This window comes from Variovorax boronicumulans (genome assembly GCF_030812215.1).
Taxonomy (GTDB): domain Bacteria; phylum Pseudomonadota; class Gammaproteobacteria; order Burkholderiales; family Burkholderiaceae_C; genus Variovorax; species Variovorax boronicumulans_C.
On record NZ_JAUSSG010000001.1, the window covers coordinates 526,666 to 545,260 of the forward strand.

Here is an 18,595-nt window from a genome sequence, read left to right on the forward strand (position 1 = left end):
TGGAAAGGCGATGCCGGTCAGGGCCGGTGCAGCCCGCATCCTAGCTTTGCAGATTTGCCATGACAATAGACAAATATGCGCCACGTCTTTGCAAAAATGCAGAGCCAATAGACGAAACACACACGGAGACAGGCACGCACATGGACTGGGACAACCTGCGCTACTTTCTGGAACTGGCCCGCTCCGGCACGCTGATGAGCGCGGCGCGCCGGCTCGAGGTGGACCACACCACCGTCGCGCGGCGCATCCAGTCGCTCGAAAAGGAGGTCGGCGCCCCGCTCTTCTCGCGCGAAGCGGGTGGCCATCGGCTCACCGAGGCGGGCCGCCGGCTGCAGCCGCAGGTCGAGGCGATGGAGAGCGCCTTCCAGGCCGTGGAGAGCACCGCACCGGCCTCGCAGGAGGGCCTGTCGGGGCTGGTGCGCATCGGCGCGACCGAAGGCTTCGGCACGGTGGTGCTGGCGCCGCAGCTCGCACGCTTCGCGCTACAGCACCCCAAGCTCACCATCGACTTGCTCGCGATGCCCCGGCTGGTGCACCTGTCGCGGCGCGAGGCCGACATCGTGATCTCGCTGGAGCGGCCGGCACGCGGGCCGGTGGTGGTGACCAAGCTCACCGACTACACGCTGCGGCTCTACGCTTCCAAGCAGTACCTCGCGGCGCACAAGCCGATCAAGACGCGCGAGGACCTGCGCGGACACACCTTCATCAGCTACGTGGACGATCTGCTGTTCAGCAAGGAGCTGCAGTACCTGGACGAACTGCACCGGCCCGACGCTTTTGCGCTGCGCAGCACCAGCGTGCTGGCGCAGCACAGTGCGGTGGTGGCGGGTGCCGGGATTGCGGTGCTGCCGGCCTTCATCGCCGAGAAAGACAGCGCGCTGAGGCCGGTGCTGCGGGGCCAGGCGAACTTCACGCGCACGTTCTGGATGTCGATGCCGGCGGAGACCAAGCACCTCGTGCGCATGCAAGCCGTATGGAACTTCCTGCGCGAGGCGGCAGAGGCGCAGCAATCGTTGTTGCTGCCGCAGAATGCGGAAAAACCGGAAGACCCGGCAGGCGCGCCGCAACGGCCGCCGCGTCCGCGCAAACAGGCCCTGTAGCCCCCAAGGAGACACGCATGCCACGTCATCGCCCCGCACGGCTCGAACACATCGCAGGCATTGGCGTCGACCGCATGGGTGCCATCGCGGACGATGCGGATGGACCGCCCTTTCTCCGGCTCGAAAACCTCGACGTCGACATCCCGCCGGACCCCGAAGCGGTCGCGCGCACCGTGCGTGCGGCTTCGGAAGATTCGGACAACAGCTACTTGCCCTTCGTTGGCCAGTCGCGGTTGCGCGAGGTCGCAGCGCGGCATGTGTCGGCGCTCTCGGGCGTGAGCTACGGCGCGCGCAACTGCGTGGTCTCCGCGGGCGGGCTCTCGGGCATCCTCAACGCGCTGCTCGCGACGGTCGAAGTGGGCGACGAAGTGCTGGTGACCGATCCGACCTATGCGGGCCTGCTCAATCGCATCCGGCTGGCGGGCGGCACGCCGAAGTACGTGCCCTTCGTCTTCACGCCCGGCGGCGAATGGAAGCTCGATCGCGCGGCACTGCAGGCTGCCATCGGGCCGCGTGTGCGCGTGATGCTGCTGATGTCGCCGTCGATGCCGACCGGCGGCTATTTCGATGACGACGACTGGCGCGCCATCGCTGCGCTGTGCGTGCAGCACGACCTGACCTTGATCCTCGACACGGCCATGGAGCGCCTGCTCTACGACGGTCGCCGAGTGATTCACCCGGCGGGCCTTCCCGGCATGGCCGAACGCACCATCACCGTGGGTTCGTCGGCCAAGGAGCTGCGCATGATCGGCTGGCGCGTGGGCTGGACCGTTGCGCCCGAGAGCTACATGCCCGACCTCGTGGCCGTATCGCTCGCCAACGTGGTCGTGCCGGTGGGCATTGCGCAGGACGCGGTGGCGACGGCGCTGGAACAGTCGGCGCGCACGCTCGCGCCCTATGTGGCGGAGCTCGAGCGCAGGCGTGACACGGTGCTGGATGAACTCAAGGGCCTGCCCGTCGGCATTCCGGCCGGCGGCTGGTCGCTGCTCCTGCGCACGAGCGATTTCGGCATCGATGGGCAGACGCTCTCCGAGCGCCTCTTGAAGGCACGCGTCTGCGCGACCGCGATGAAGGGTTGGGGTGAAACGCATGGTGCGCAGTACCTGCGCTTCGTGTTCTCGAACGAACCCGTCGAGCGGCTGCGCGGCCTTGGCGACAAGGTGCGCGCCGCGCTGGGCGGGTAGCCTTCAGCGGTTCACGAGAAGAGGCGTTTCCAGAAGCTCTTGTCGGCAGCGGGCTCGACGGCGACGGCCTCGGACTTTTCAAGCAGCTCGATCAATCCCGGCACGCGCGGTTTCTTGAGCCATTGCGCATACGCCAGGTAGGTTTCCGCCTCGCCCTCGATGCGCAGTTGCTCGGGCATGGCAGGACACGGCGCGGCGCCCAGCAATACGCGCAGGGCGTCGAGCCGGTCCATGCGGATCGCGCTCGTGAGCGCAGTCTCCCCGAGCGACGGAATGATGTCGTTGGGACCTGCAAGCCCGGCGTCGAGCAAGGACTGGATGGCGGCCGCATCGCCGTTGACCGCAGCGGCGCCCAAGGCTTCGAGCGCCGCCAGCCGCTCGGGGGAAAGACTGGCCGCATAGGCGTCGTCGCGCTTCTCGTCCTCGCTGCGCGCATCGCCGCCCTCCATCATCATGAAGTCGGTCACCAGCGCCACGGGTTCGCCGGATGCATCGAGCGCCCAGAAACTCGGGTAGCTCCCGTCGCCCCAACCCGAACTGAAGATCAGCACGTTGTTCGCGCTGCCCTCGCCCAGTGGATAGTGATCCGCCATGTCCTTGACGCCCAGTTCAGTGTCGAGCACGTCGTCGTAATAGCTGACGTAGCCGGGGTTGACCGATTCGCGCGCCTCGCGCTCGGCAATCGCCGCTGCGCACTCGGCGTCCATGAAGCAGCCGACGCCGGCATCGACGGGGTAGCCGTAGAACTCGTCGTCGCCCAGGTCGTCCGGCGATTGCCCGTCGAGCAGCGCCGGTTCCCAGCGCAGATCGGCAGGCTGCAGGCCACCGCGCTCGCGCAGCCAGAGCACCGCCAGCGCGTGGCGACCTTCGTGCTGCAGCACTTCGGCAGCGAATGCACCGCGACCGCTCACGCTGCGAACGAAGGGCTCCCGCTCGGGCTGCACCAGCGGATCGCAGGCGACGATGCGGCCGCTCGTGATCTGGAGCATCCCGCACGGCTGGCGCTGCAGGCGCCGTACGCGCAGCGCCTCGTCGTCGAGGAAGATGGTCCGGAGGTTGTCGATGTCGAGGTAGGCCATGCACGCAGTTTCTCATCCCTCAATGACAAAAGGCCGCAATGGCGGCCCTTGTCGTGTCGTGCGGCGGCTGACCTTACTGGATCAGCTTCGCACCGGTCTTCGCCTGCAGCGCATCGAAGCTCACGCCGGGCGCGAGCTCGATCACCTTCAGGCCTTCGGGCACCACGTCCATCACCGCGAGGTCGGTGATGATGCGGTCGACCACGCCCACGCCGGTCAGCGGCAGCGTGCACTTCTCGAGGATCTTGAAGTCCTCGGTGCCGTCCTTCTTTTTGGCCACGTGTTCCATGAGCACGATCACGCGCTTGACGCCCGCCACGAGGTCCATGGCACCGCCCATGCCCTTGACCATCTTGCCGGGGATCATCCAGTTGGCCAGATCGCCCTGGGTGCTCACCTGCATCGCGCCCAGGATCGACAGGTTGATCTTGCCGCCGCGGATCATCGCGAAGCTGTCGTGGCTGCCGAAGATGGCCGAGCCGGGAATGGTGGTCACGGTCTGCTTGCCGGCGTTGATAAGGTCGGCGTCGACGCTGTCCTCGGTGGGGAACGGGCCGATGCCGAGCATGCCGTTCTCGCTCTGCAGCCACACTTCCTTGGTGCCGGTGTGGTTGGCCACCAGCGTCGGGATGCCGATGCCCAGGTTGACGTAGAAGCCGTCTTCGAGTTCTTGGGCGGCACGGGCCGCCATCTGGTCTTGGGTCCAGGGCATCTCAGGCTCCTTCTTTCTTGTTGACGACCTTGGCGGGCACTTCGCTGCCGGCGGCGGCCTGGGCGATGGCGGTCTGGGCCTCGACCTTGGCGGCGGCCGCATCGACAGGCGCCGAGGCGCTCACGGTGCGCTTCTCGATGCGCTTCTCGGGGGTGCTGTTGAGCACGATCCGGTGCACGTAGATGCCCGGCAGGTGGATGTCGTCAGGGGCCAGTTCGCCCACTTCGACGATCTTTTCGACCTCGACGATGCAGATCTTGCCGGCCATCGCGGCCGCGGGGTTGAAGTTGCGCGCCGTCAGGCGAAAGCGCAGGTTGCCCGACTTGTCGGCCACGTCGGCCTTGACCAGGGCCACGTCGGGTACCAGCGAGCGTTCCATGACGTAGGTCTCGCCGTCGAATTCGCGCAGTTCCTTGCCTTCGGCCACTTGCGTGCCCACGCCGGTCTTGGTGAAGAAGGCCGGAATGCCGGCGCCGCCCGCGCGCAGCTTTTCGGCCAGCGTGCCCTGCGGCGTGAATTCGAGGGCCAGTTCGCCTGCCAGGTACTGGCGCTCGAACTCCTTGTTCTCGCCGACGTACGACGCGATCATCTTCTTGATCTGGCGCGTCTCGAGCAGCTTGCCGAGGCCGAAGCCGTCGACGCCCGCGTTGTTCGAGATGACGGTGAGGTTCTGCGCGCCGGAGTCCTTGAGCGCCTCGATCAGCGCTTCGGGAATGCCGCACAGGCCGAAGCCGCCGACCGCGAGCATCTGCCCGTCGGCCACGACCCCCTTGAGTGCCGCGTCTGCGGAGGGATAAATCTTGTTCACTCGGGCTCCTTGATGGAATGGTGAAGAGTGGGTGGGTGATTGGGTGGGAAGCCGTCAACGATACTACGTACCCGCATACGTAGTATTTCGTAATGGTGACCCCCGATGCCCGAGATCGATTACCGGCTGGCTTTTGAACATGCACCCGTCGGCATGGTGGTCTCGAGCAACCGCACCATCGTGGCGTGCAACCTGCGCGTGTGCGAGATCTTCGGCGCAACGCCCTCCGCGCTGGTGGGGCATTCGTTCAGCATCCTCTACCCCAGCGTGGCCGAGTTCGAGCGCATCGGCAAGCGCATGGAACCCTTTCTGAACGCCAGCGGCCACTACGCCGACAACCGCATGATGAAACGCTTGGGCGGCCTGCATGGCGCCATCGCCGGCGAGACCTTCTGGTGCCACGTCACCGGCCATGCGATGAACCGCGCGGCACCGCACGAGGCCGGCATCTGGACCTTCGAGGACCTGGGCTCGCGCCGCGCCGTGAAGGCCGAGCTCACGCCGCGCGAGCGCGAAGTGGCCGCGCAGGTGATGCAGGGGCTGACCTCCAAGGAGATCGGCAAGGCGCTGGGCATCAGCCACCGCACGGTCGAATTGCACCGGGCGCGGCTGATGCGCAAGTACGCGGCGGCGACCACCGCGGAGTTGGTTCAGAAGCTCATTGCGGGCTAAGTCCGGTGCCGGGCCGTGAGCCGTACCCACGGGTCCGGCCTTCATGTTTCGTCTGTAATCCGCGCCCGCTTCATCTGCAGTGAAGCCCGGCCGGACGCAATTCGCGCGGAATGCGCGGCGCCGAGAGTACGGGACATCGACTCCCCTTCACCACGCCCCGCACAAGGACCCAGCCCCATGAACCGCCGCTCTTTCTCCGCCGCCATCGTCGCAGGCGTTGCCGCATCCACCCTCTCCACGCGGGGCCTCGCGCAGACGCTGGCGCCGGGCGCGCGCAACGTGGTGCTGGTGCATGGCGCCTACGCCGATGGCTCGTGCTGGTCCGACGTGATCGGGCGGCTGCAGCAGGCGGGCCTGAAGGCCACCGCGGTGCAGAACCCGCTGACCTCGCTGGCCGACGACGTGGAGGCCACCCGGCGCATCCTGGCATTGCAGGACGGCCCGACCGTGCTGGTCGGCCACTCGTGGGCCGGCACGGTGATCAGCGAAGCCGGTGTCGACCCCAGGGTGTCGGCGCTGGTCTACGTGGCCGCGCGTGCCCCCGATGCCGGCGAGGACTACGGCGCGCTCGCCGCGAAATTTCCCACGCCGCCTGCCACCGCCGGCCTGGTCAAGGCGAATGGCTTTGCGCAGTTGGGCGAAGAGGCGTTCCTGCGCGACTTCGCCGGCGATCTCGACCCGGCCCGGGCGCGTGTCCTGTACGCGGTGCAGGGCCGCATCTCCGACACGCTGTTCGCCTCACGCACCACGCAGGCCGCATGGCGCACCAAGCCGTCGTGGTACGCCGTGTCGACCCAGGACCGCACGACTTCGCCCGAGCTGGAGCGCTTTCTCGCCAAGCGGATGAAGGCGAAGACGATCGAGGTCGAATCCAGCCACCTCTCGCTGATTTCACACCCCGACCGGATCGCCAACCTGATCCTGGAGGCAGCGGGAAGTTCCAGGCCGTGACCCGCGGATCGTTGCGAAAACGGAAACGCCGTGTCGACAAAAGCCCCGCGCCGCCCCCCATTCGGAGGTCTATCTTTGAACCCATGCGAACAAGCCGTTCGCAGCCACTCAGGAGTAGTTGATATGTCCACAGCCCTTCATTCCGAAAAGAACCTCCTTCAGCAAACCAAGCTGTCGGTCGCCCAGGTCCACGCCATCGCCACGCACCGCCTGCCGGTGACCCTGACGCTGGCGGCGATCATCCTGTCGGTGCTCGGCGTCAAGGCGTAGCCGAGGCGCGCTTTCATCGCGTGCGGATTTCAGGGCGCGAGTTCCGAAATCTCGATGAGGTTCAGGTCGGGATCGCGCACATAGACCGAGCGGATGCGCGAGGTCGCGCCGGTACGCATGACGGGCCCTTCGATGATCGGCACGCCCTTCTCGCCCAGGCGCTCGATGACCGCTTCGAGCGGCACGCTCGCGATGAAGCACAGGTCGAGCGAACCGGGCGTGGGCACGTCGGCCTTCGGCTCGAACTCGTGCCCTTTGACATGCAGGTTGATTTTCTGATTACCGAAGCGAAAGGCCTTGCGGCCGGCGCCGAAGGTCTCCAGCGTCATGCCCAGCGCGTCGACGTAGAAGCGCACGCAGGCCTCTTCGTTGGCGGTCGTGAGCACCAGGTGATCCAGGTGGTCGATCATGGATGGGGGGCTTTCTCGTTGTGCGAACGCAGCCGACTCTAGAAGCAGATCGCAATGAAGAGAAGTGCCCATTCGGCAGCGAGACCTCGCGAATCACGAAGGCCGAACCGCCCTGCTCGCCCTATTTCTTCTTCAACGTGGACGCGGGCCTTGCAACGACCGGCGGCGCAACGGGCGCCTTGACCCAGCCGCGCAGCATCACGCCCAGGCAGATGCCGCCCGCGAAGATCACCCAGTACACCCAGGCCGGCAGGTTCTCCGCGCCGCTGTGCAGGTTCATGCCGAAGGCGGCGCCGATGGCCATCAGCGGAAAGGTGAGCGCGGCGATGGTGTTGAGCTTGTGCTGCGCGCGGCTCACCTCGATACCCGCGCGCGCCTGTGCCTCGGCCGCATGCGCGAGGCGGTAGTCCAGCGACATGCGGGTGTCGGCCAGCAGCAGTTCCATGCCGCGCGTGATCTCGACCGCCAGGTCGCGCAGGTCGATGAGCATCAGGTCGTCCTTGGCGGCTTCGCGGGCCGCCTGCAGCGTGGCCTGCATGTTCATCGCGGCGCGCGTGAGCGGAATCAGCGGACCGAGGATCTGGAACAACTCCTCGGCCGTCTCCGCCGACTGGTGCCGTATCTCGAAGGTGCTGAATGCCGCGCGATAGCTCTCCAGCAGCTTGGCAAGCGCCCGTTCGCCGGGATTGTTGCCCTTGTGCAGCCACACCCCGTCGGGCTTGCGCAGGAACACCGCGGGCTTGCGCTCGGCGCCGTTGCCAGCCGGTGGTTCGTGCAGGATCACCATCAGGTGGCCCTGCTCATGGATGATGCGCTGCGCGCCGTAGGTGGTGCCGCCCAGCCGCTGCTGCATCTCGGGAGGCAGCTCCCAGTCGTAGTCGATTCGTCTCGCCATCAGTCGGCCTGCAGTTCTTTCCACAAGGTGTCGAATTCGTCCGCGAAGCGGCGAACGAGCGAAGGGTCGTTGCTGAGGATCACGTTCTCCTCGTTGTATTCGCAGGCGCTGCGGGTCCAGTTGTAGCTGCCGTTGATGAGCCGTGCGCCGTCGAAGATGGCGAACTTGTGGTGCATGTGCGCCTCGGTGCGGTCCACCGCGACCGGAATACCCGCCGCGCGCAGCTGGCCGACATCGCTGCCGCGGTCGAATTCCTTGTCGTTGTCGGTAATGAAGCGCACCGCCACGCCGCGCCGCTGCGCGGCCAGCACCTCGGCGGTGATGCGGTCGTCCGACAGCGTGAAGACGCACAGGTCGATCGAGCGCTTGGCAGCCTTCAGCTGCTGGTTGATCGCCTGCAGGCAGGCCGTGCCGGGGCTGAAGAAGGCCTGCGAACTCACTGTGACGGAATCGGGCGAGCGGCCGGTGTCGATCGCGCGCACCACGCCTTCGAGCCATTTGAGCAGCGACAGCTGCTCGGGGTCGGCGGTGCGCGCACGCACGAGGTCGAAGGCGCGGTTGCGCAGCTGGCGCAGTCCGTCCTCGGGCGGCGAAGCTTCGCGCAGGGTGTGGACCAGCACGCGGCGCTCGTCGTCGCTCAGGCGCGCGTCGGCCATGGTGGCATCGAGCTGGGCGAGCAGTTCGGGCAGTGCGGACATCAGTGATCCTTGTCTGGTTTGGGCGAAGGCGTGCGCCTGGGTGCCGCGCGAGTCGCGTGCACCTCTGCCGCGAGGCGCTCCATGTCCTGCTTGATCGACCGGTCGAGCTCCAGCCGGCGCTCGGTGGCGGTCACCAGCGGCAGGATCAGCTCGCGGTAGGTCACCGCGATCTGCAGCATCGCGTCGGCCAGGCGCTGGCTTTCGCTCGGCCCCTCGGCCATTGGCTTGGGCTCGGGCTTGAGCGCATCGACCGCACGCGCCACGTCGAGCATGCTGCTGGCGATGCGTTGGCTGCCGTCCACGTCGGCGCCGCCGAGCTTGCGCTGCCGCACGAACTCCTCGCAGATGGCCGTCCAGCGCGCGCTTTCTTCCGGCGTCGGGCTGCCCAGCAGTTGCGCGAGCCGCAGCAGGTTTTCTTCCGCGCCGGTGGTCAGCGTCTGGGCCTCGCCGCGGTAGTGATCACGCAGCAGCGCATCGAGCTCGTCGTCGCGCATCAGCGGCGTGATCTTGCCCGCGAGCTTGGTCATGTTGCGGTAGCTGCCCTGCAGCTTGAAGGGCGGCGCGGTGCGGTAGCTCTCCTGCTGCGCGGCCGATTCGATGTACGCGAGGTTCACCCTCAGCAGCAGGTCACGCGCCCGGAACAGCCGCTGCAGCAGCGCCTTGATTTCCTCCAGCTCGACCGCGCTGTACGCGTGCGAAAGCGCGCTGCTCGGCACGTCGTGGCCCTGCGCCATCTTCACCAGCAACTGCACATCCTTCGGGTCGCGCGAGGCGAGCGGCATCAGCGTGGGGTTGGAGGTCAGGCTGTTCTCGATGTAGGAGAGCGCGAACGCCGCCTCGCGGCCCGAGAGCACATCGCCCAGGTTGTAGATGTCGGCGCGGTTGGCCAGCATGTCCGGAATCTTGAACACGTCGCCCGACTCGGTGTACGGGTTCCCGGCCATCACGATCGCGAAGCGCTTGCCGCGCATGTCGTAGCTGCGCGGCTCGCCGTTCCACACGCCCTCGATGCGGCGCGTGCCGTCGGCCAGTGCGATGAACTTCTGCAGGAACTCGGGGCTCGTGTGCTGGATGTCGTCCAGGTACAGCATCACGTTGCTGCCCATCGCAAGGCCGAGGTTGAGCTTTTCCAGCTCCTGCCGGGCCGCGCTGTTGGGCGCGTTGGCCGGGTCGATGGCGGTCACGCCGTGGCCGAGCGCCGGGCAGTTGATGCGCACGAAGATGAGGCCGAGCCGGTCGGCCACGTATTCCATCAACGTCGTCTTGCCGTAGCCGGGCGGCGAGATCAGCAGCAAGAGACCCATGCGGTCGGTGCGGCTGCCCTCGCCCGCCGAGCCGATCTGCTTGGCGAGGTTGTCACCAATGATGGGCAGGTACAGCTCGTCGATCAGCTGGTTGCGAACGAAGGTCGAGAGCGGCTTGGCCTGGAACTGGCCGAGCTTGAGTCGCGCCTTCTCGCGTTCGAGCAGTTCGTGGCGCAAGCTGTGCAGCGCCTCGTAGCCCGGCACGGCGTGCATGGTGTGGAACAGGAAGCGACGCCAGAAGTCGTTGAGGTTCAGCGTGATGCGGCCTTCCGCCACGCGCGGATGCTCGCCGCGCAAACCCTCCACCGTGCGGTCGAGCGCCGCGTTGACCCGCGTGCGCTGCAGCGGAATGGCCAGCACGCTGGCTGCGTCGTCCACCCAGTCGACCGATTGCGGCGCCTGGTGCACGGCATAGGCGCGCACCCAGTCGCGCGCGAGGCGCCAGCGCTCTGCCGGCGGTGCGGCATCGAGATCGTGTTGCCAGGCGTCGCGCCGGCCGCCGCGCTCCAGTTCGCGCAGCAGCGCGGCCGCCAGGTCTTCGCCCGCGCCCGAGACGGCCCAGGTTTCGCCGCCGCGCTCGCCGGCCAGCTCGCGCACGAGGTACGCGGCGGCCTGGTCGCACAGCGTGGAGATGCGGCCTCGGTGAGCCTCGCGCTCTTCTTCGTTCGCGTCCTGCGCGAGCGGCAGCATGTCGGGCACCACGTCGTGCGCGAAATGGTTCAGGGCACGGGCGGTGTCGGCTTCGAGCTGTTCCAGCGCATCGCGCCGGCCGAACAGGGTCTGCATCTGCATCGCGGCCCGTGCGCGGCGCAGCATCGATTCGCGGTGCGCGATCAGGTGACCGTGCTGCCAGTACAACAATGCCAGCGCGCGCTCGGTCGGCCCCCAGGCCAGAAGCCCGGCCTGGTCCTGCATCGCGACTAGCGCGCCGAGAAGGCGCAGGGCGTCGTCGTCATGAATGCCCTTCTGGTAGCCCTCCTGGTACCGCGCCGCGGCAAAGCGGCGAACCATGTCGAGCAGTTGCGGATGCAACGGGTCTTCGGCCAGCAGCGTCAGCACCTCGGCCCACGTGCGCTCGGCCTTGCCGTCGAGCAGCGCTTCCAGCAGGCGGCCGGCAAGGTACTCGGCGCGCGAGAGCTCCGGCGTCTCCGACACCAGCGACTGGTTCCAGTAGCGTTGCAGCGGCAGCAGCCGGGGTTCGTCCACCGGGCTCTGGTAGTCGGTGCCCGTCACTTGGTAGGCCATGCCTTCGTCACGGGCCACCAGCGTCAGGTCGACCGGCTGGCGGTGCACGGTGAAGGCGTGGCGGCCCAGGCGCAGCGTATCGCCGCCCTCGCTCACCAGCTCGCGCTTGTCGCGGATGGAGCGCAGGGCCTGGTCGCGCGCGGTCTTCAGGCGCGTGTCGAGTTCATCGGCCGGCACCGCGGCGCCCAGCGTGCGCAGCTCGGCGATCAGCGTGTGCAGCTTGCCGATCATCGGGTCGGCCGCGAAGTAGCTGTGCACCTGCGTCAAGTCGCCGAACTGCACGATGCGACGCGGAATGCCGTCGAGGATGCGGCCAGCCGCGTCCACCACGCCCTGCGCGCGGCGCTGTCGGGCTTCCACCAGGCTCTGCCGGCGGGCGGAAAGCGCCTCGTACACGGTCTCGCGCTTCTCGGCGATGTCGGCGAGAAAGTCTTCCTGCTCGGCGAAGCGGCCTTCGATTTCCTCGAGCTGGGCCAGGAGACGCGTGAGCGCGTCGTCGCATTTCTCGGGCGTGTCGGCGAACTCCAGCGCGTTTTCCACCGCCTGGCTGAAGAGCTTGAACTGCGCACCGAACTCCGCGCGCGCCTCGGTCGCGCCCAGCGACTTGCGCCGCGCACGCGCATCGGCGCGCATGCGGTTGATGTCGGCGTAGATCAGCGAGATGCGGTCGAGGATGGAAGTGCGGATCACCGCATCGCCGCCCGGAAGGCTCCCCAGCTGCTCGGTCAGCAGATCGAGGCCCGCGGCTTGCTCGTCGAGCGTCGTGAGCATTTGCCCGAGCGCGGGCGACGTAGCCAGGTTGGGCAAATCGAGCGCGAGCTTGTCGAGCGCCTGGCGCTGGCCGTTGAAAGCCGTGTCGGCCGCCAGGAACTGCATGGCGCGCTCGCCGATGCGCTGCTGCTCGACTTCGAGCGCGGCGTCCATGGCGGCGATGCGCGGCAGGTCGGCATAACGCAGCTCCTTGAGCATCTGCAGCGCGCCGCGCCGCTCGCGCAGGCGCCCGAGCGCCTTCACGAAATCGTCGGGCGCGCGCCAGATGGTGCTGGCGATGTCGACCAGCAGCGCATGCTGCGCGTCTTCGGCCCGCGCCAGCGCGCGCGAGGTTTCGCGCCGGATGGTGTCGACCTTCTCGAATTCGGCGAGCGTGCTGCGCGCCACATCGGCGATGCTGCGCAGCTCGGCCATGAGGCCAGCCGCTTCGGGCGCATCGAGCCAGAAGTAGGCGTCGCTCACGCGGGTGCATTGGCGGATCAGGTCTTCGTAGGCAGCGCGCGTGGGCGCCTGTTCGCGCACCGCGCGGGCGATGCCCATGAGGTCGCTCACGCCGCGCACCAGCTCGGCGTTGCCGATCTTGCCGAAGAAGCCGGTGGCGGGCGGCTGCGCGCTCACATGCTCTTCGCTGGCGAACGGCGTCTGCCACAGCTGCATCGGGTGCACGCGCGTCGGCTCGCCGTCGTTGTCGTGGAACACCAGGATGCGGCCGTCCGCAAAACGCGCGTAGCCGTTGGCGATGATCGGCGTGGCGAGCTTCTTGTCGATCAGGTTGTAGTTGAAGAGCGCGTAACGCCCCGGCTTCGGATCGTAGAAAACGTAGGCCACGTCTTCGCCGTTGGGCGAGCGCAGCATGCGCTTGAAGCGCAGGTTCTCCACCACCTCGGCCGGCAGGTCGAAGCGCTTGTATTCGCCCGACTGCAGGTAATAGCCGCCCGGAAAAATGATGCCGTGGTCTTCAGGCAGCTGCACGCAGGAGCCGCCGATGGCGTCGATGCGCTCGACCTGCTGCGTGCGGATGTTGAACACCAGGTAGCGCGTGACCTGCTCGCGGTAGGGCTTCACACGCAAGAGGATCAGCATGCCCAGCTTGGCCCAGGCGATCTCGGCATCGGTGAGCGACTGGCTCTTGTCCTCCACCGGTTCGCTGTAGATGCCCAGGCCCGTCTCGGTGTTGTTCTCGATCTTGATCGTGAGGTCGCCGCCCAGCGTTTCGACAAACACCGTGTCCAGCACGTTCACATGCGGATGCTTGCCGCCCACGTGGTCTTCGCGCGTGGCAACAGTCCACTCGAAATCGTGGCTCGCAGGCAAGGCAATGTCGCGCTCGCCGCGGTTGTCGATGTAGTGGATGCCGCCGTCGCGCTCGATGGCCCAGCGGAACACGCGCACGTCGTGCAGCTGCTGGCCGATCTGGAACGAGGCGAGCAGCTTGTCCTGCGTCACGCGCAGCTGCAGCAGCGTGGCCTGCTTGTAATAGGCGTAGAGCTCGCGGAAGTCGGAGACGAAGCGCGTGTCTTCGAGGAAAGTGCCCGCCAGCGGCACGGGCTGCAGCTCGTCGTTCTCTGTGGCGGCTTCGCCCGGCGTCGCGAGCCGGTAGAGGCCGAACACGTCGCCCACGGCCGTCTCTTTGCGAAGACCGATGAAGACGTTGTAGCCGAACAAGAGCAGGTCGCCGATGCGCACGATGTCGCGCGCCACGGCGTTGTTCTCGGTGCGCGCGCGGGTGCGCAGGATCAGGGCCTGGTCGGAACGGCCGAACTCGGCCAGTCGCTGCTCGTTGAGCGCCTGCGTCTTCCTGAGCAGGCCCTCGCCCTGGGTTTCGAGCCGCTTCTTCAGCAGGTCGTAGCTGCCGCTGCCCGACACCAGTGCTTCGGTCTGGTCGACCTGATCGGTCGAGACCTGGGCGCCGGGCGGCGCCCCCGTTTCTTCGGTGGATTGCATGGATCGGCGCGGTCAGTCCGCGCGCAACAGTGCGAGCAGTTCGTCGCGGTGAGGCTGGGTGTCGAGCCAGGCGCGGATGCGGTCCAACTCGTCGATGCAGTCGTCGCCGTAGCGGCGGCGCAGCGCGACGAGGCGGGCTTCGCGCACCTCCTCGGTCTGCAGGCGCCGCTGCCATCCGTCGGACAGCAGTTCGTCGAGCCGGCCCGCGAGGCCGCGGCTCACGATGGCGCGCCACTCGCCCGCATCGAACCACAGGTTCTGGCAGGCCACGCAGCGGTCGATGCGGAAATCGGGGCCGGCGCTCACCCGCAGGCGCTGCATCAGCCGGTCGCACTCGGGGCAGTGCCGCACGGCCGCGATGTCGAACACCTCGATGACTTCGTCGTCGACCGCATGCGGCACGCGCTTGGGGTCGGCGGCCTTCCAGGCGCGCCAGTCGTCCATGGCCATCACCATGCCCTGGCAATCGCCGCATTGCACGCCCAGCAGCGCTTCGGCCAGGGCCACGGGCTGCATCGACGCGTGGCCGGTGCAGCTGCACTTCAGGTTCGGGTTCATTGCGCGTTCCCGTTCAATGGACGGAAGGTGGAGATCAGGTTCTGCAGCGCCGACTTCTGGGTCTCGGTGCCGTCGGTGGCAATGCGGCTCATCAGCGAGGCGACGCTGAGGTTCTGGATCTCGCCCGAGGAATGGCCCAGTGCGCCGACGATGTCGCGCAGGTCCTTCACCACGTCACGTTCGCCCGAGAGCTGGTCCTTGAAGGCGACCTGCACGGCCTGGCTCTTGGAAATGACGCCGTCGATGCCCTTGCCCACCGAGAGCGAGCGCACGAAGCTGTCGAAGTAGTCGCCCGAACCGCCCACGATGTCGATCTTGGCGTTGGCGAGCGCGGTGCCCAGCACATCGGCCTGTTCCTTGGCGATGGAAGTCTGCGCATCGATGCCCTTGAGGGTCTCGATGTGCGACTTCTCCAGGCGCATGCGGAACTCTTCGTGGTCGCGGGTTTCGGGGCTCATCGACTTCATGGCCTCGAACTTCTCGTGCAGGCCCTTGGCCTCGGCGTTGAAGCGGGCTTCGATCACCTGCGCATCGGCCTGGCCGGACTTGAGCGTGGCCTCGGCATCGGCTGTGCGCACGTTCACGTCGGCGAGGCCGAGCTTTTCCTTGCCGGAGGCTTCGGCGTCGAACTTGGCGCGCATGCCCGCGGCTTCGGCCTGCGAGCGGGCTTCGATGACCTGCGCGTCGGCCTGGCCGGCCTTGAGGATCGCATCGGCATCGGCCTGGCGCACGTGCACGTCGGCGAGACCCAGCTTTTCCTTGCCCGACGCTTCGGCCTCGAAAGTGGCCAGGCGCGCCTGCGCGGTGGCGATCTCGACCTTGGCGGCGGCGAGGCCCGGCGCGGCGGAGAGGGCTTCCATGCCCTCGGCTTCGCGCTTCTTCGATTCGGCGTCGCGCTCGGCCACCTTGAGCTTGGCATCGGCCAGCGTCAGTTCTTCGGCCGCCTTGTGACGGGCGCGCTTTTCCTGGGTTTCGGCGGCCTTCACGTCGATCACCATCTTCTCGTCGGCCTGGCCCTCGGCCATGATCACGACCGACTTCTTGGTGCGCTCGGCCTCGGCCACCACACGCAGTTCCTTGATCGCTTCTTCCTGCTCGGCGACGGTGCGCTCGACCACGATGCGCTCGCGGATCACGTCGGCAATCGCCTTCTTCTGCACTTCGACGGCCTTGTCCTTCTCGATGCGCTGCAGCGTCACTTCCTTCTCGCGGTCGACGATCTCGAGGTCGCGGGCACGCGTGACCTTTTCTTCCTCGATGGCCACCGCGCGCTTGCGGTTGTTCTCGGCCACTTCCTTTTCGCGCTGCACGTTCTCCTGCTGCACCGAGACGGATTGCTCGGCCATCAGGCGCGCGGTTTCGGACTTGGTGCGCTCTTCGGACTGGATCTTGGAGGTCTCGGCTTCCTCGCGAGCGCGCACGCTGGCAATTTCGCGCTGCTGGCGCGCGGTGGCGTCGGCCTGCTGGCGTTCGAGTTCGAGCAGCGCTTCCTGCGTCTCGACGTTCTTCTTCTTGATCTGCATTTCCTCGTTGCGGCGCAGCTCGTTGGTGCGCACATGCTCGACCGCCGTGAGTTCGGTGATCTTCTTGATGCCCTGCGCATCGAGGATGTTGTTGGCGTCCAGCTCCGACAGCGGCGTCTGCTCGAGGTAGTCGATGGCGGCGTCTTCGAGCACGTAGCCCGAGAGATCGTTGCCGATCTGGCTGATGATCTGGTCGCGGAAGCCGTCGCGCGCCTGATAAAGGTCGACGAAGTCCATCGACTTGCCTACGGTCTTGAGCGCCTCGGAGAATTTGGCGGAGAACAGCTCTTCGAGCGTCTCGTGGTTGGAGGCCCGCGCGCAGCCGATGCCCTGCGCCACCTTGAGCACGTCGTCGGCGGTCTTGTTGACGCGCACAAAGAACTTCACCTTGATGTCCGCGCGGATGTTGTCGCGGCAGATGAGGCCTTCGTTGCCCGAACGGTCGATCTCGATGGTCTTGACCGAGATGTCCATCAGCTCGGCCTTGTGGATGATCGGGTAGACCATCCGCCCGGTGAAGGTCACCTCGGGCTCGGCGCGCAGCGTGTTCACGATGAGTGCGTGGCCCTGTTCGATCTTGCGATAGAACTTGGCGAACATCGCGAACAGGCCGAGGATGACGACGGCCAATATGACCACGGCAAAGATGATGGGCTCCATTTTTTCTCCAGAATTGCTTTGAGAGCGGACGAACAGTAAGGGGTGCGCGTGATCAGACGATGTCTTCGTGCGCCGCGATGAGGTAGCGGCCTGCCACCTCGTCGTATTCGAGGATCAGCGCGTGCGAGCCGCGCTTGAGGGTGTTGGGCGTGGGCGCCCAGACGCGGATGTTCAGGCTGGCGCCGCGGCGCGAAATTTCGGCACGGCCGTCCTTCTCGTTCACCACGCCGGTGACGACGCGGCAGGCCTGGCCGACCAGCGCCGCGTTGCTCACGGCCGTGTGGCTCACGAACAGGCCCCGGAGCGGCCGGATCGCGACCGCGGTGACGGGAATGGCGATGGCCGCGCTGGCAACGAACAGCACCGTACCGGCCACGAGCTTGAGCAGCATCGTCGGCACCAGCGGCAGCAGCCACTCGCCGCCCAGGCAGGAGACGGTCCATGCCACGAGCACCAGCAGGCTCACGGCCACCGAGAACGGCACGCCGTTGAGGCCGAAGGCCACGACATAGCTCGCGAGCTGGCCGACGTCGCTCGTGTCGCCGTCGGCATGGGTCTGCACGTCGACATCGATCCCGCTGCCTTCGATGTCGACCATGCCGAGCACCGCAAGCACCCAATAGATCACCACGACGCCCAACAGCACCGTGTAGATCGCGGTGGGGTAGCCCACCACCGCATCCATGAAATTGCCCATTGATCCTCCCGCGTGCGGGTTGTTGTTCGTTGTTCTACTTGCGGCCCGGCTTCCCTGTGCCGGCGCCCTTCTTTCCACTGCTTGCAAATGCGATCAGGTCGCGCGTGGCCCTCTCCTTGATGGCCAGGCGGTCGTCGGCGGCAAGGCCGTAGCGCCTTGCCAGGAATTCATAGTCCGCCCCACTGAGCGAGACCGTCAGGCGCGGCCGCTTCGGCTTCGACGTGGTCGCCAGCCCCAGCACCTGGCGAATCTGGTCGGAGGTGGACACATGCTGCTCGAAAGCCGCGGTACGCACCGCCTCCAGCACGGCCTCCTCCACGTCGAACGCCACCTGGACGGCGCGTATCGCCTCATCCGAGCCTTGCCAGCGAACCGGCTTGACCCGCACGTTCATTCGGAAGCCGGTCCGCCCGGGTTGGCCTGGCGGGCGCGGATGCGTTCCATCACCTTGCCGGTGCGGTCGGCGTCGCTGCCGATGCCCGCGGCGGCCAGCTTCTTCTCGAGCGCCTGGTGGCCCAGTTCGTTCTCGAGCGCCTGGCTGGCGGTCATGCGGTCGGCCAGGTCTTCATGGCGGGCGCGGATGCGTTCGAGCGATTCACGCGCATTGGCCAGTCGCGAGCCGCCGCTGCCGATGTTCTCGGAGATCGACTGCGTGGCGCGATAGACGCTCTCGGTGGTCTTGGCGATGCCGATCTCGCGCTCGTGCTCGCGGATGCGCGCCTCGGCCGACTTGATCAGCTCCTTGAGCTTGGAGACCTGCAGCGCGTAGGAGGCATGGGCCTTGGCCTGCTCTTCGAGCTCCTGCTCGATGGTGCCGACCTTGGCCGCCACGTCGAGCGCGAGGCCTTCCTGCGTCTTGTTGAGCGCTTCCACCGCAAGGCCTTCGTAGCGCGCGATCTCGTTCTTCAGGCGCTCGATCTCGCGGGCCGATTGCATCTCCTTGGCCATCACGCCGGTGAGGTCGCCCTTGGCCTTCTCGATGCTGTGCTTGGCGTCGATGATTTCCTGCTCGTAGATGCGCGTGGCATTGCTGTCGACCACGCTCTCGCCGATTTCGCGCGCGCTGCCGCGCAGCAGGGTGACAAGCTTCTTGATGACGGTCATGTGGATCTCC

The 18,595-nt window shown here is 67.0% G+C and carries 17 protein-coding genes; 5 read left to right on the top strand and 12 right to left on the bottom strand.

Annotated elements, in window-relative coordinates; translation table 11 throughout:
- The first annotated feature begins 140 nt into the window (after window positions 1-140).
- Both J2W23_RS02405 and J2W23_RS02410 read left to right on the top strand, forming a co-directional pair.
- Window positions 141-1,100 carry a LysR family transcriptional regulator gene (locus J2W23_RS02405; RefSeq protein ID WP_307647553.1) on the top strand — a complete coding sequence of 320 codons (960 nt, stop codon included), beginning with the start codon at window positions 141-143 and terminating at the stop codon, window positions 1,098-1,100.
- Between the two features lie 17 nt (window positions 1,101-1,117).
- Window positions 1,118-2,284 carry a pyridoxal phosphate-dependent aminotransferase gene (locus tag J2W23_RS02410; protein ID WP_307647554.1) on the top strand — a complete coding sequence of 389 codons (1,167 nt, stop codon included), beginning with the start codon at window positions 1,118-1,120 and terminating at the stop codon, window positions 2,282-2,284.
- 11 nt (window positions 2,285-2,295) lie between these two features.
- On the opposite strand, the gene J2W23_RS02415 is transcribed toward J2W23_RS02410, so the two are convergent.
- The 3 genes from J2W23_RS02415 to J2W23_RS02425 all read right to left on the bottom strand — a co-directional run bounded on the left by J2W23_RS02415 (window position 2,296) and on the right by J2W23_RS02425 (window position 4,883).
- Window positions 2,296-3,363 (bottom strand): DUF4241 domain-containing protein, encoded by a 1,068-nt coding sequence (locus tag J2W23_RS02415; protein ID WP_307647555.1) that lies wholly within the window; start codon window positions 3,361-3,363, stop codon window positions 2,296-2,298.
- A gap of 73 nt (window positions 3,364-3,436) precedes the next feature.
- Window positions 3,437-4,075, bottom strand: coding sequence for a 3-oxoacid CoA-transferase subunit B (locus tag J2W23_RS02420; RefSeq protein WP_176658194.1), 639 nt, complete (start codon window positions 4,073-4,075; stop codon window positions 3,437-3,439).
- Window position 4,076: 1 nt separating this feature from the next.
- Entirely contained in the window at window positions 4,077-4,883 is an 807-nt protein-coding gene (locus tag J2W23_RS02425; RefSeq protein ID WP_176658195.1) for a CoA transferase subunit A, read from the bottom strand.
- A gap of 105 nt (window positions 4,884-4,988) precedes the next feature.
- Here J2W23_RS02425 and J2W23_RS02430 point away from each other — a divergent pair, with 105 nt between their 5' ends.
- The 3 genes from J2W23_RS02430 (at window position 4,989) to J2W23_RS02440 (ending at window position 6,776) form a co-directional block, all read left to right on the top strand.
- Window positions 4,989-5,555, top strand: coding sequence for a LuxR C-terminal-related transcriptional regulator (locus J2W23_RS02430; RefSeq protein WP_013540815.1), 567 nt, complete (start codon window positions 4,989-4,991; stop codon window positions 5,553-5,555).
- Window positions 5,556-5,732: 177 nt separating this feature from the next.
- Window positions 5,733-6,506: an alpha/beta fold hydrolase gene (locus J2W23_RS02435; protein WP_307647556.1), complete on the top strand. Its 774-nt coding sequence runs from the start codon at window positions 5,733-5,735 to the stop codon at window positions 6,504-6,506.
- 123 nt (window positions 6,507-6,629) lie between these two features.
- Window positions 6,630-6,776: a hypothetical protein gene (locus tag J2W23_RS02440; RefSeq protein WP_176658197.1), complete on the top strand. Its 147-nt coding sequence runs from the start codon at window positions 6,630-6,632 to the stop codon at window positions 6,774-6,776.
- 29 nt (window positions 6,777-6,805) lie between these two features.
- Here J2W23_RS02440 and J2W23_RS02445 read toward each other — a convergent pair whose 3' ends face one another.
- The 9 genes from J2W23_RS02445 to J2W23_RS02485 form a co-directional block, all read right to left on the bottom strand.
- Window positions 6,806-7,186, bottom strand: a complete 381-nt coding sequence (locus tag J2W23_RS02445; protein ID WP_176658198.1) for a VOC family protein — start codon at window positions 7,184-7,186, stop codon at window positions 6,806-6,808.
- Window positions 7,187-7,307: 121 nt separating this feature from the next.
- The gene (locus tag J2W23_RS02450; protein WP_307647557.1) at window positions 7,308-8,081 is read right to left on the bottom strand and encodes a hypothetical protein; all 774 of its coding nucleotides are present in this window, start codon (window positions 8,079-8,081) and stop codon (window positions 7,308-7,310) included.
- Complete coding sequence (locus tag J2W23_RS02455; RefSeq protein WP_307647558.1) at window positions 8,081-8,779, bottom strand: phospholipase D-like domain-containing protein; 699 nt, start codon at window positions 8,777-8,779, stop codon at window positions 8,081-8,083. Before J2W23_RS02455 ends, J2W23_RS02450 begins: the two co-directional genes overlap by 1 nt.
- Complete coding sequence (locus tag J2W23_RS02460; protein WP_307647559.1) at window positions 8,779-14,043, bottom strand: DNA repair ATPase; 5,265 nt, start codon at window positions 14,041-14,043, stop codon at window positions 8,779-8,781. The genes J2W23_RS02455 and J2W23_RS02460 overlap by 1 nt, the downstream gene beginning before the upstream one ends.
- A gap of 12 nt (window positions 14,044-14,055) precedes the next feature.
- Entirely contained in the window at window positions 14,056-14,601 is a 546-nt protein-coding gene (locus tag J2W23_RS02465) for a zf-TFIIB domain-containing protein (protein ID WP_176658202.1), read from the bottom strand.
- Window positions 14,598-16,784, bottom strand: a complete 2,187-nt coding sequence (locus J2W23_RS02470) for a hypothetical protein (RefSeq protein WP_176658203.1) — start codon at window positions 16,782-16,784, stop codon at window positions 14,598-14,600. Before J2W23_RS02470 ends, J2W23_RS02465 begins: the two co-directional genes overlap by 4 nt.
- A 52-nt stretch (window positions 16,785-16,836) precedes the next feature.
- Window positions 16,837-17,481, bottom strand: coding sequence for a ubiquinone biosynthesis protein (locus J2W23_RS02475; protein WP_307647560.1), 645 nt, complete (start codon window positions 17,479-17,481; stop codon window positions 16,837-16,839).
- 34 nt (window positions 17,482-17,515) lie between these two features.
- Window positions 17,516-17,875 carry a hypothetical protein gene (locus J2W23_RS02480; RefSeq protein WP_176658205.1) on the bottom strand — a complete coding sequence of 120 codons (360 nt, stop codon included), beginning with the start codon at window positions 17,873-17,875 and terminating at the stop codon, window positions 17,516-17,518.
- Window positions 17,872-18,585 carry a PspA/IM30 family protein gene (locus tag J2W23_RS02485; RefSeq protein ID WP_176658206.1) on the bottom strand — a complete coding sequence of 238 codons (714 nt, stop codon included), beginning with the start codon at window positions 18,583-18,585 and terminating at the stop codon, window positions 17,872-17,874. Before J2W23_RS02485 ends, J2W23_RS02480 begins: the two co-directional genes overlap by 4 nt.
- Window positions 18,586-18,595: the final 10 nt, after the last annotated feature.

What these genes read in the sequence shown, in the direction of transcription:
- J2W23_RS02405 (WP_307647553.1), top strand. Translation starts at nt 141, where the DNA reads ATGGACTGGGACAACCTGCGCTACTTTCTGGAACTGGCCCGCTCCGGC.
- J2W23_RS02410 (WP_307647554.1), top strand. Translation starts at nt 1,118, where the DNA reads ATGCCACGTCATCGCCCCGCACGGCTCGAACACATCGCAGGCATTGGC.
- J2W23_RS02415 (WP_307647555.1), bottom strand. Translation starts at nt 3,363, where the DNA reads ATGGCCTACCTCGACATCGACAACCTCCGGACCATCTTCCTCGACGAC.
- J2W23_RS02420 (WP_176658194.1), bottom strand. Translation starts at nt 4,075, where the DNA reads ATGCCCTGGACCCAAGACCAGATGGCGGCCCGTGCCGCCCAAGAACTC.
- J2W23_RS02430 (WP_013540815.1), top strand. Translation starts at nt 4,989, where the DNA reads ATGCCCGAGATCGATTACCGGCTGGCTTTTGAACATGCACCCGTCGGC.
- J2W23_RS02435 (WP_307647556.1), top strand. Translation starts at nt 5,733, where the DNA reads ATGAACCGCCGCTCTTTCTCCGCCGCCATCGTCGCAGGCGTTGCCGCA.
- J2W23_RS02440 (WP_176658197.1), top strand. Translation starts at nt 6,630, where the DNA reads ATGTCCACAGCCCTTCATTCCGAAAAGAACCTCCTTCAGCAAACCAAG.
- J2W23_RS02445 (WP_176658198.1), bottom strand. Translation starts at nt 7,186, where the DNA reads ATGATCGACCACCTGGATCACCTGGTGCTCACGACCGCCAACGAAGAG.
- J2W23_RS02450 (WP_307647557.1), bottom strand. Translation starts at nt 8,081, where the DNA reads ATGGCGAGACGAATCGACTACGACTGGGAGCTGCCTCCCGAGATGCAG.
- J2W23_RS02455 (WP_307647558.1), bottom strand. Translation starts at nt 8,779, where the DNA reads ATGTCCGCACTGCCCGAACTGCTCGCCCAGCTCGATGCCACCATGGCC.
- J2W23_RS02460 (WP_307647559.1), bottom strand. Translation starts at nt 14,043, where the DNA reads ATGCAATCCACCGAAGAAACGGGGGCGCCGCCCGGCGCCCAGGTCTCG.
- J2W23_RS02465 (WP_176658202.1), bottom strand. Translation starts at nt 14,601, where the DNA reads ATGAACCCGAACCTGAAGTGCAGCTGCACCGGCCACGCGTCGATGCAG.
- J2W23_RS02470 (WP_176658203.1), bottom strand. Translation starts at nt 16,784, where the DNA reads ATGGAGCCCATCATCTTTGCCGTGGTCATATTGGCCGTCGTCATCCTC.
- J2W23_RS02475 (WP_307647560.1), bottom strand. Translation starts at nt 17,481, where the DNA reads ATGGGCAATTTCATGGATGCGGTGGTGGGCTACCCCACCGCGATCTAC.
- J2W23_RS02480 (WP_176658205.1), bottom strand. Translation starts at nt 17,875, where the DNA reads ATGAACGTGCGGGTCAAGCCGGTTCGCTGGCAAGGCTCGGATGAGGCG.
- J2W23_RS02485 (WP_176658206.1), bottom strand. Translation starts at nt 18,585, where the DNA reads ATGACCGTCATCAAGAAGCTTGTCACCCTGCTGCGCGGCAGCGCGCGC.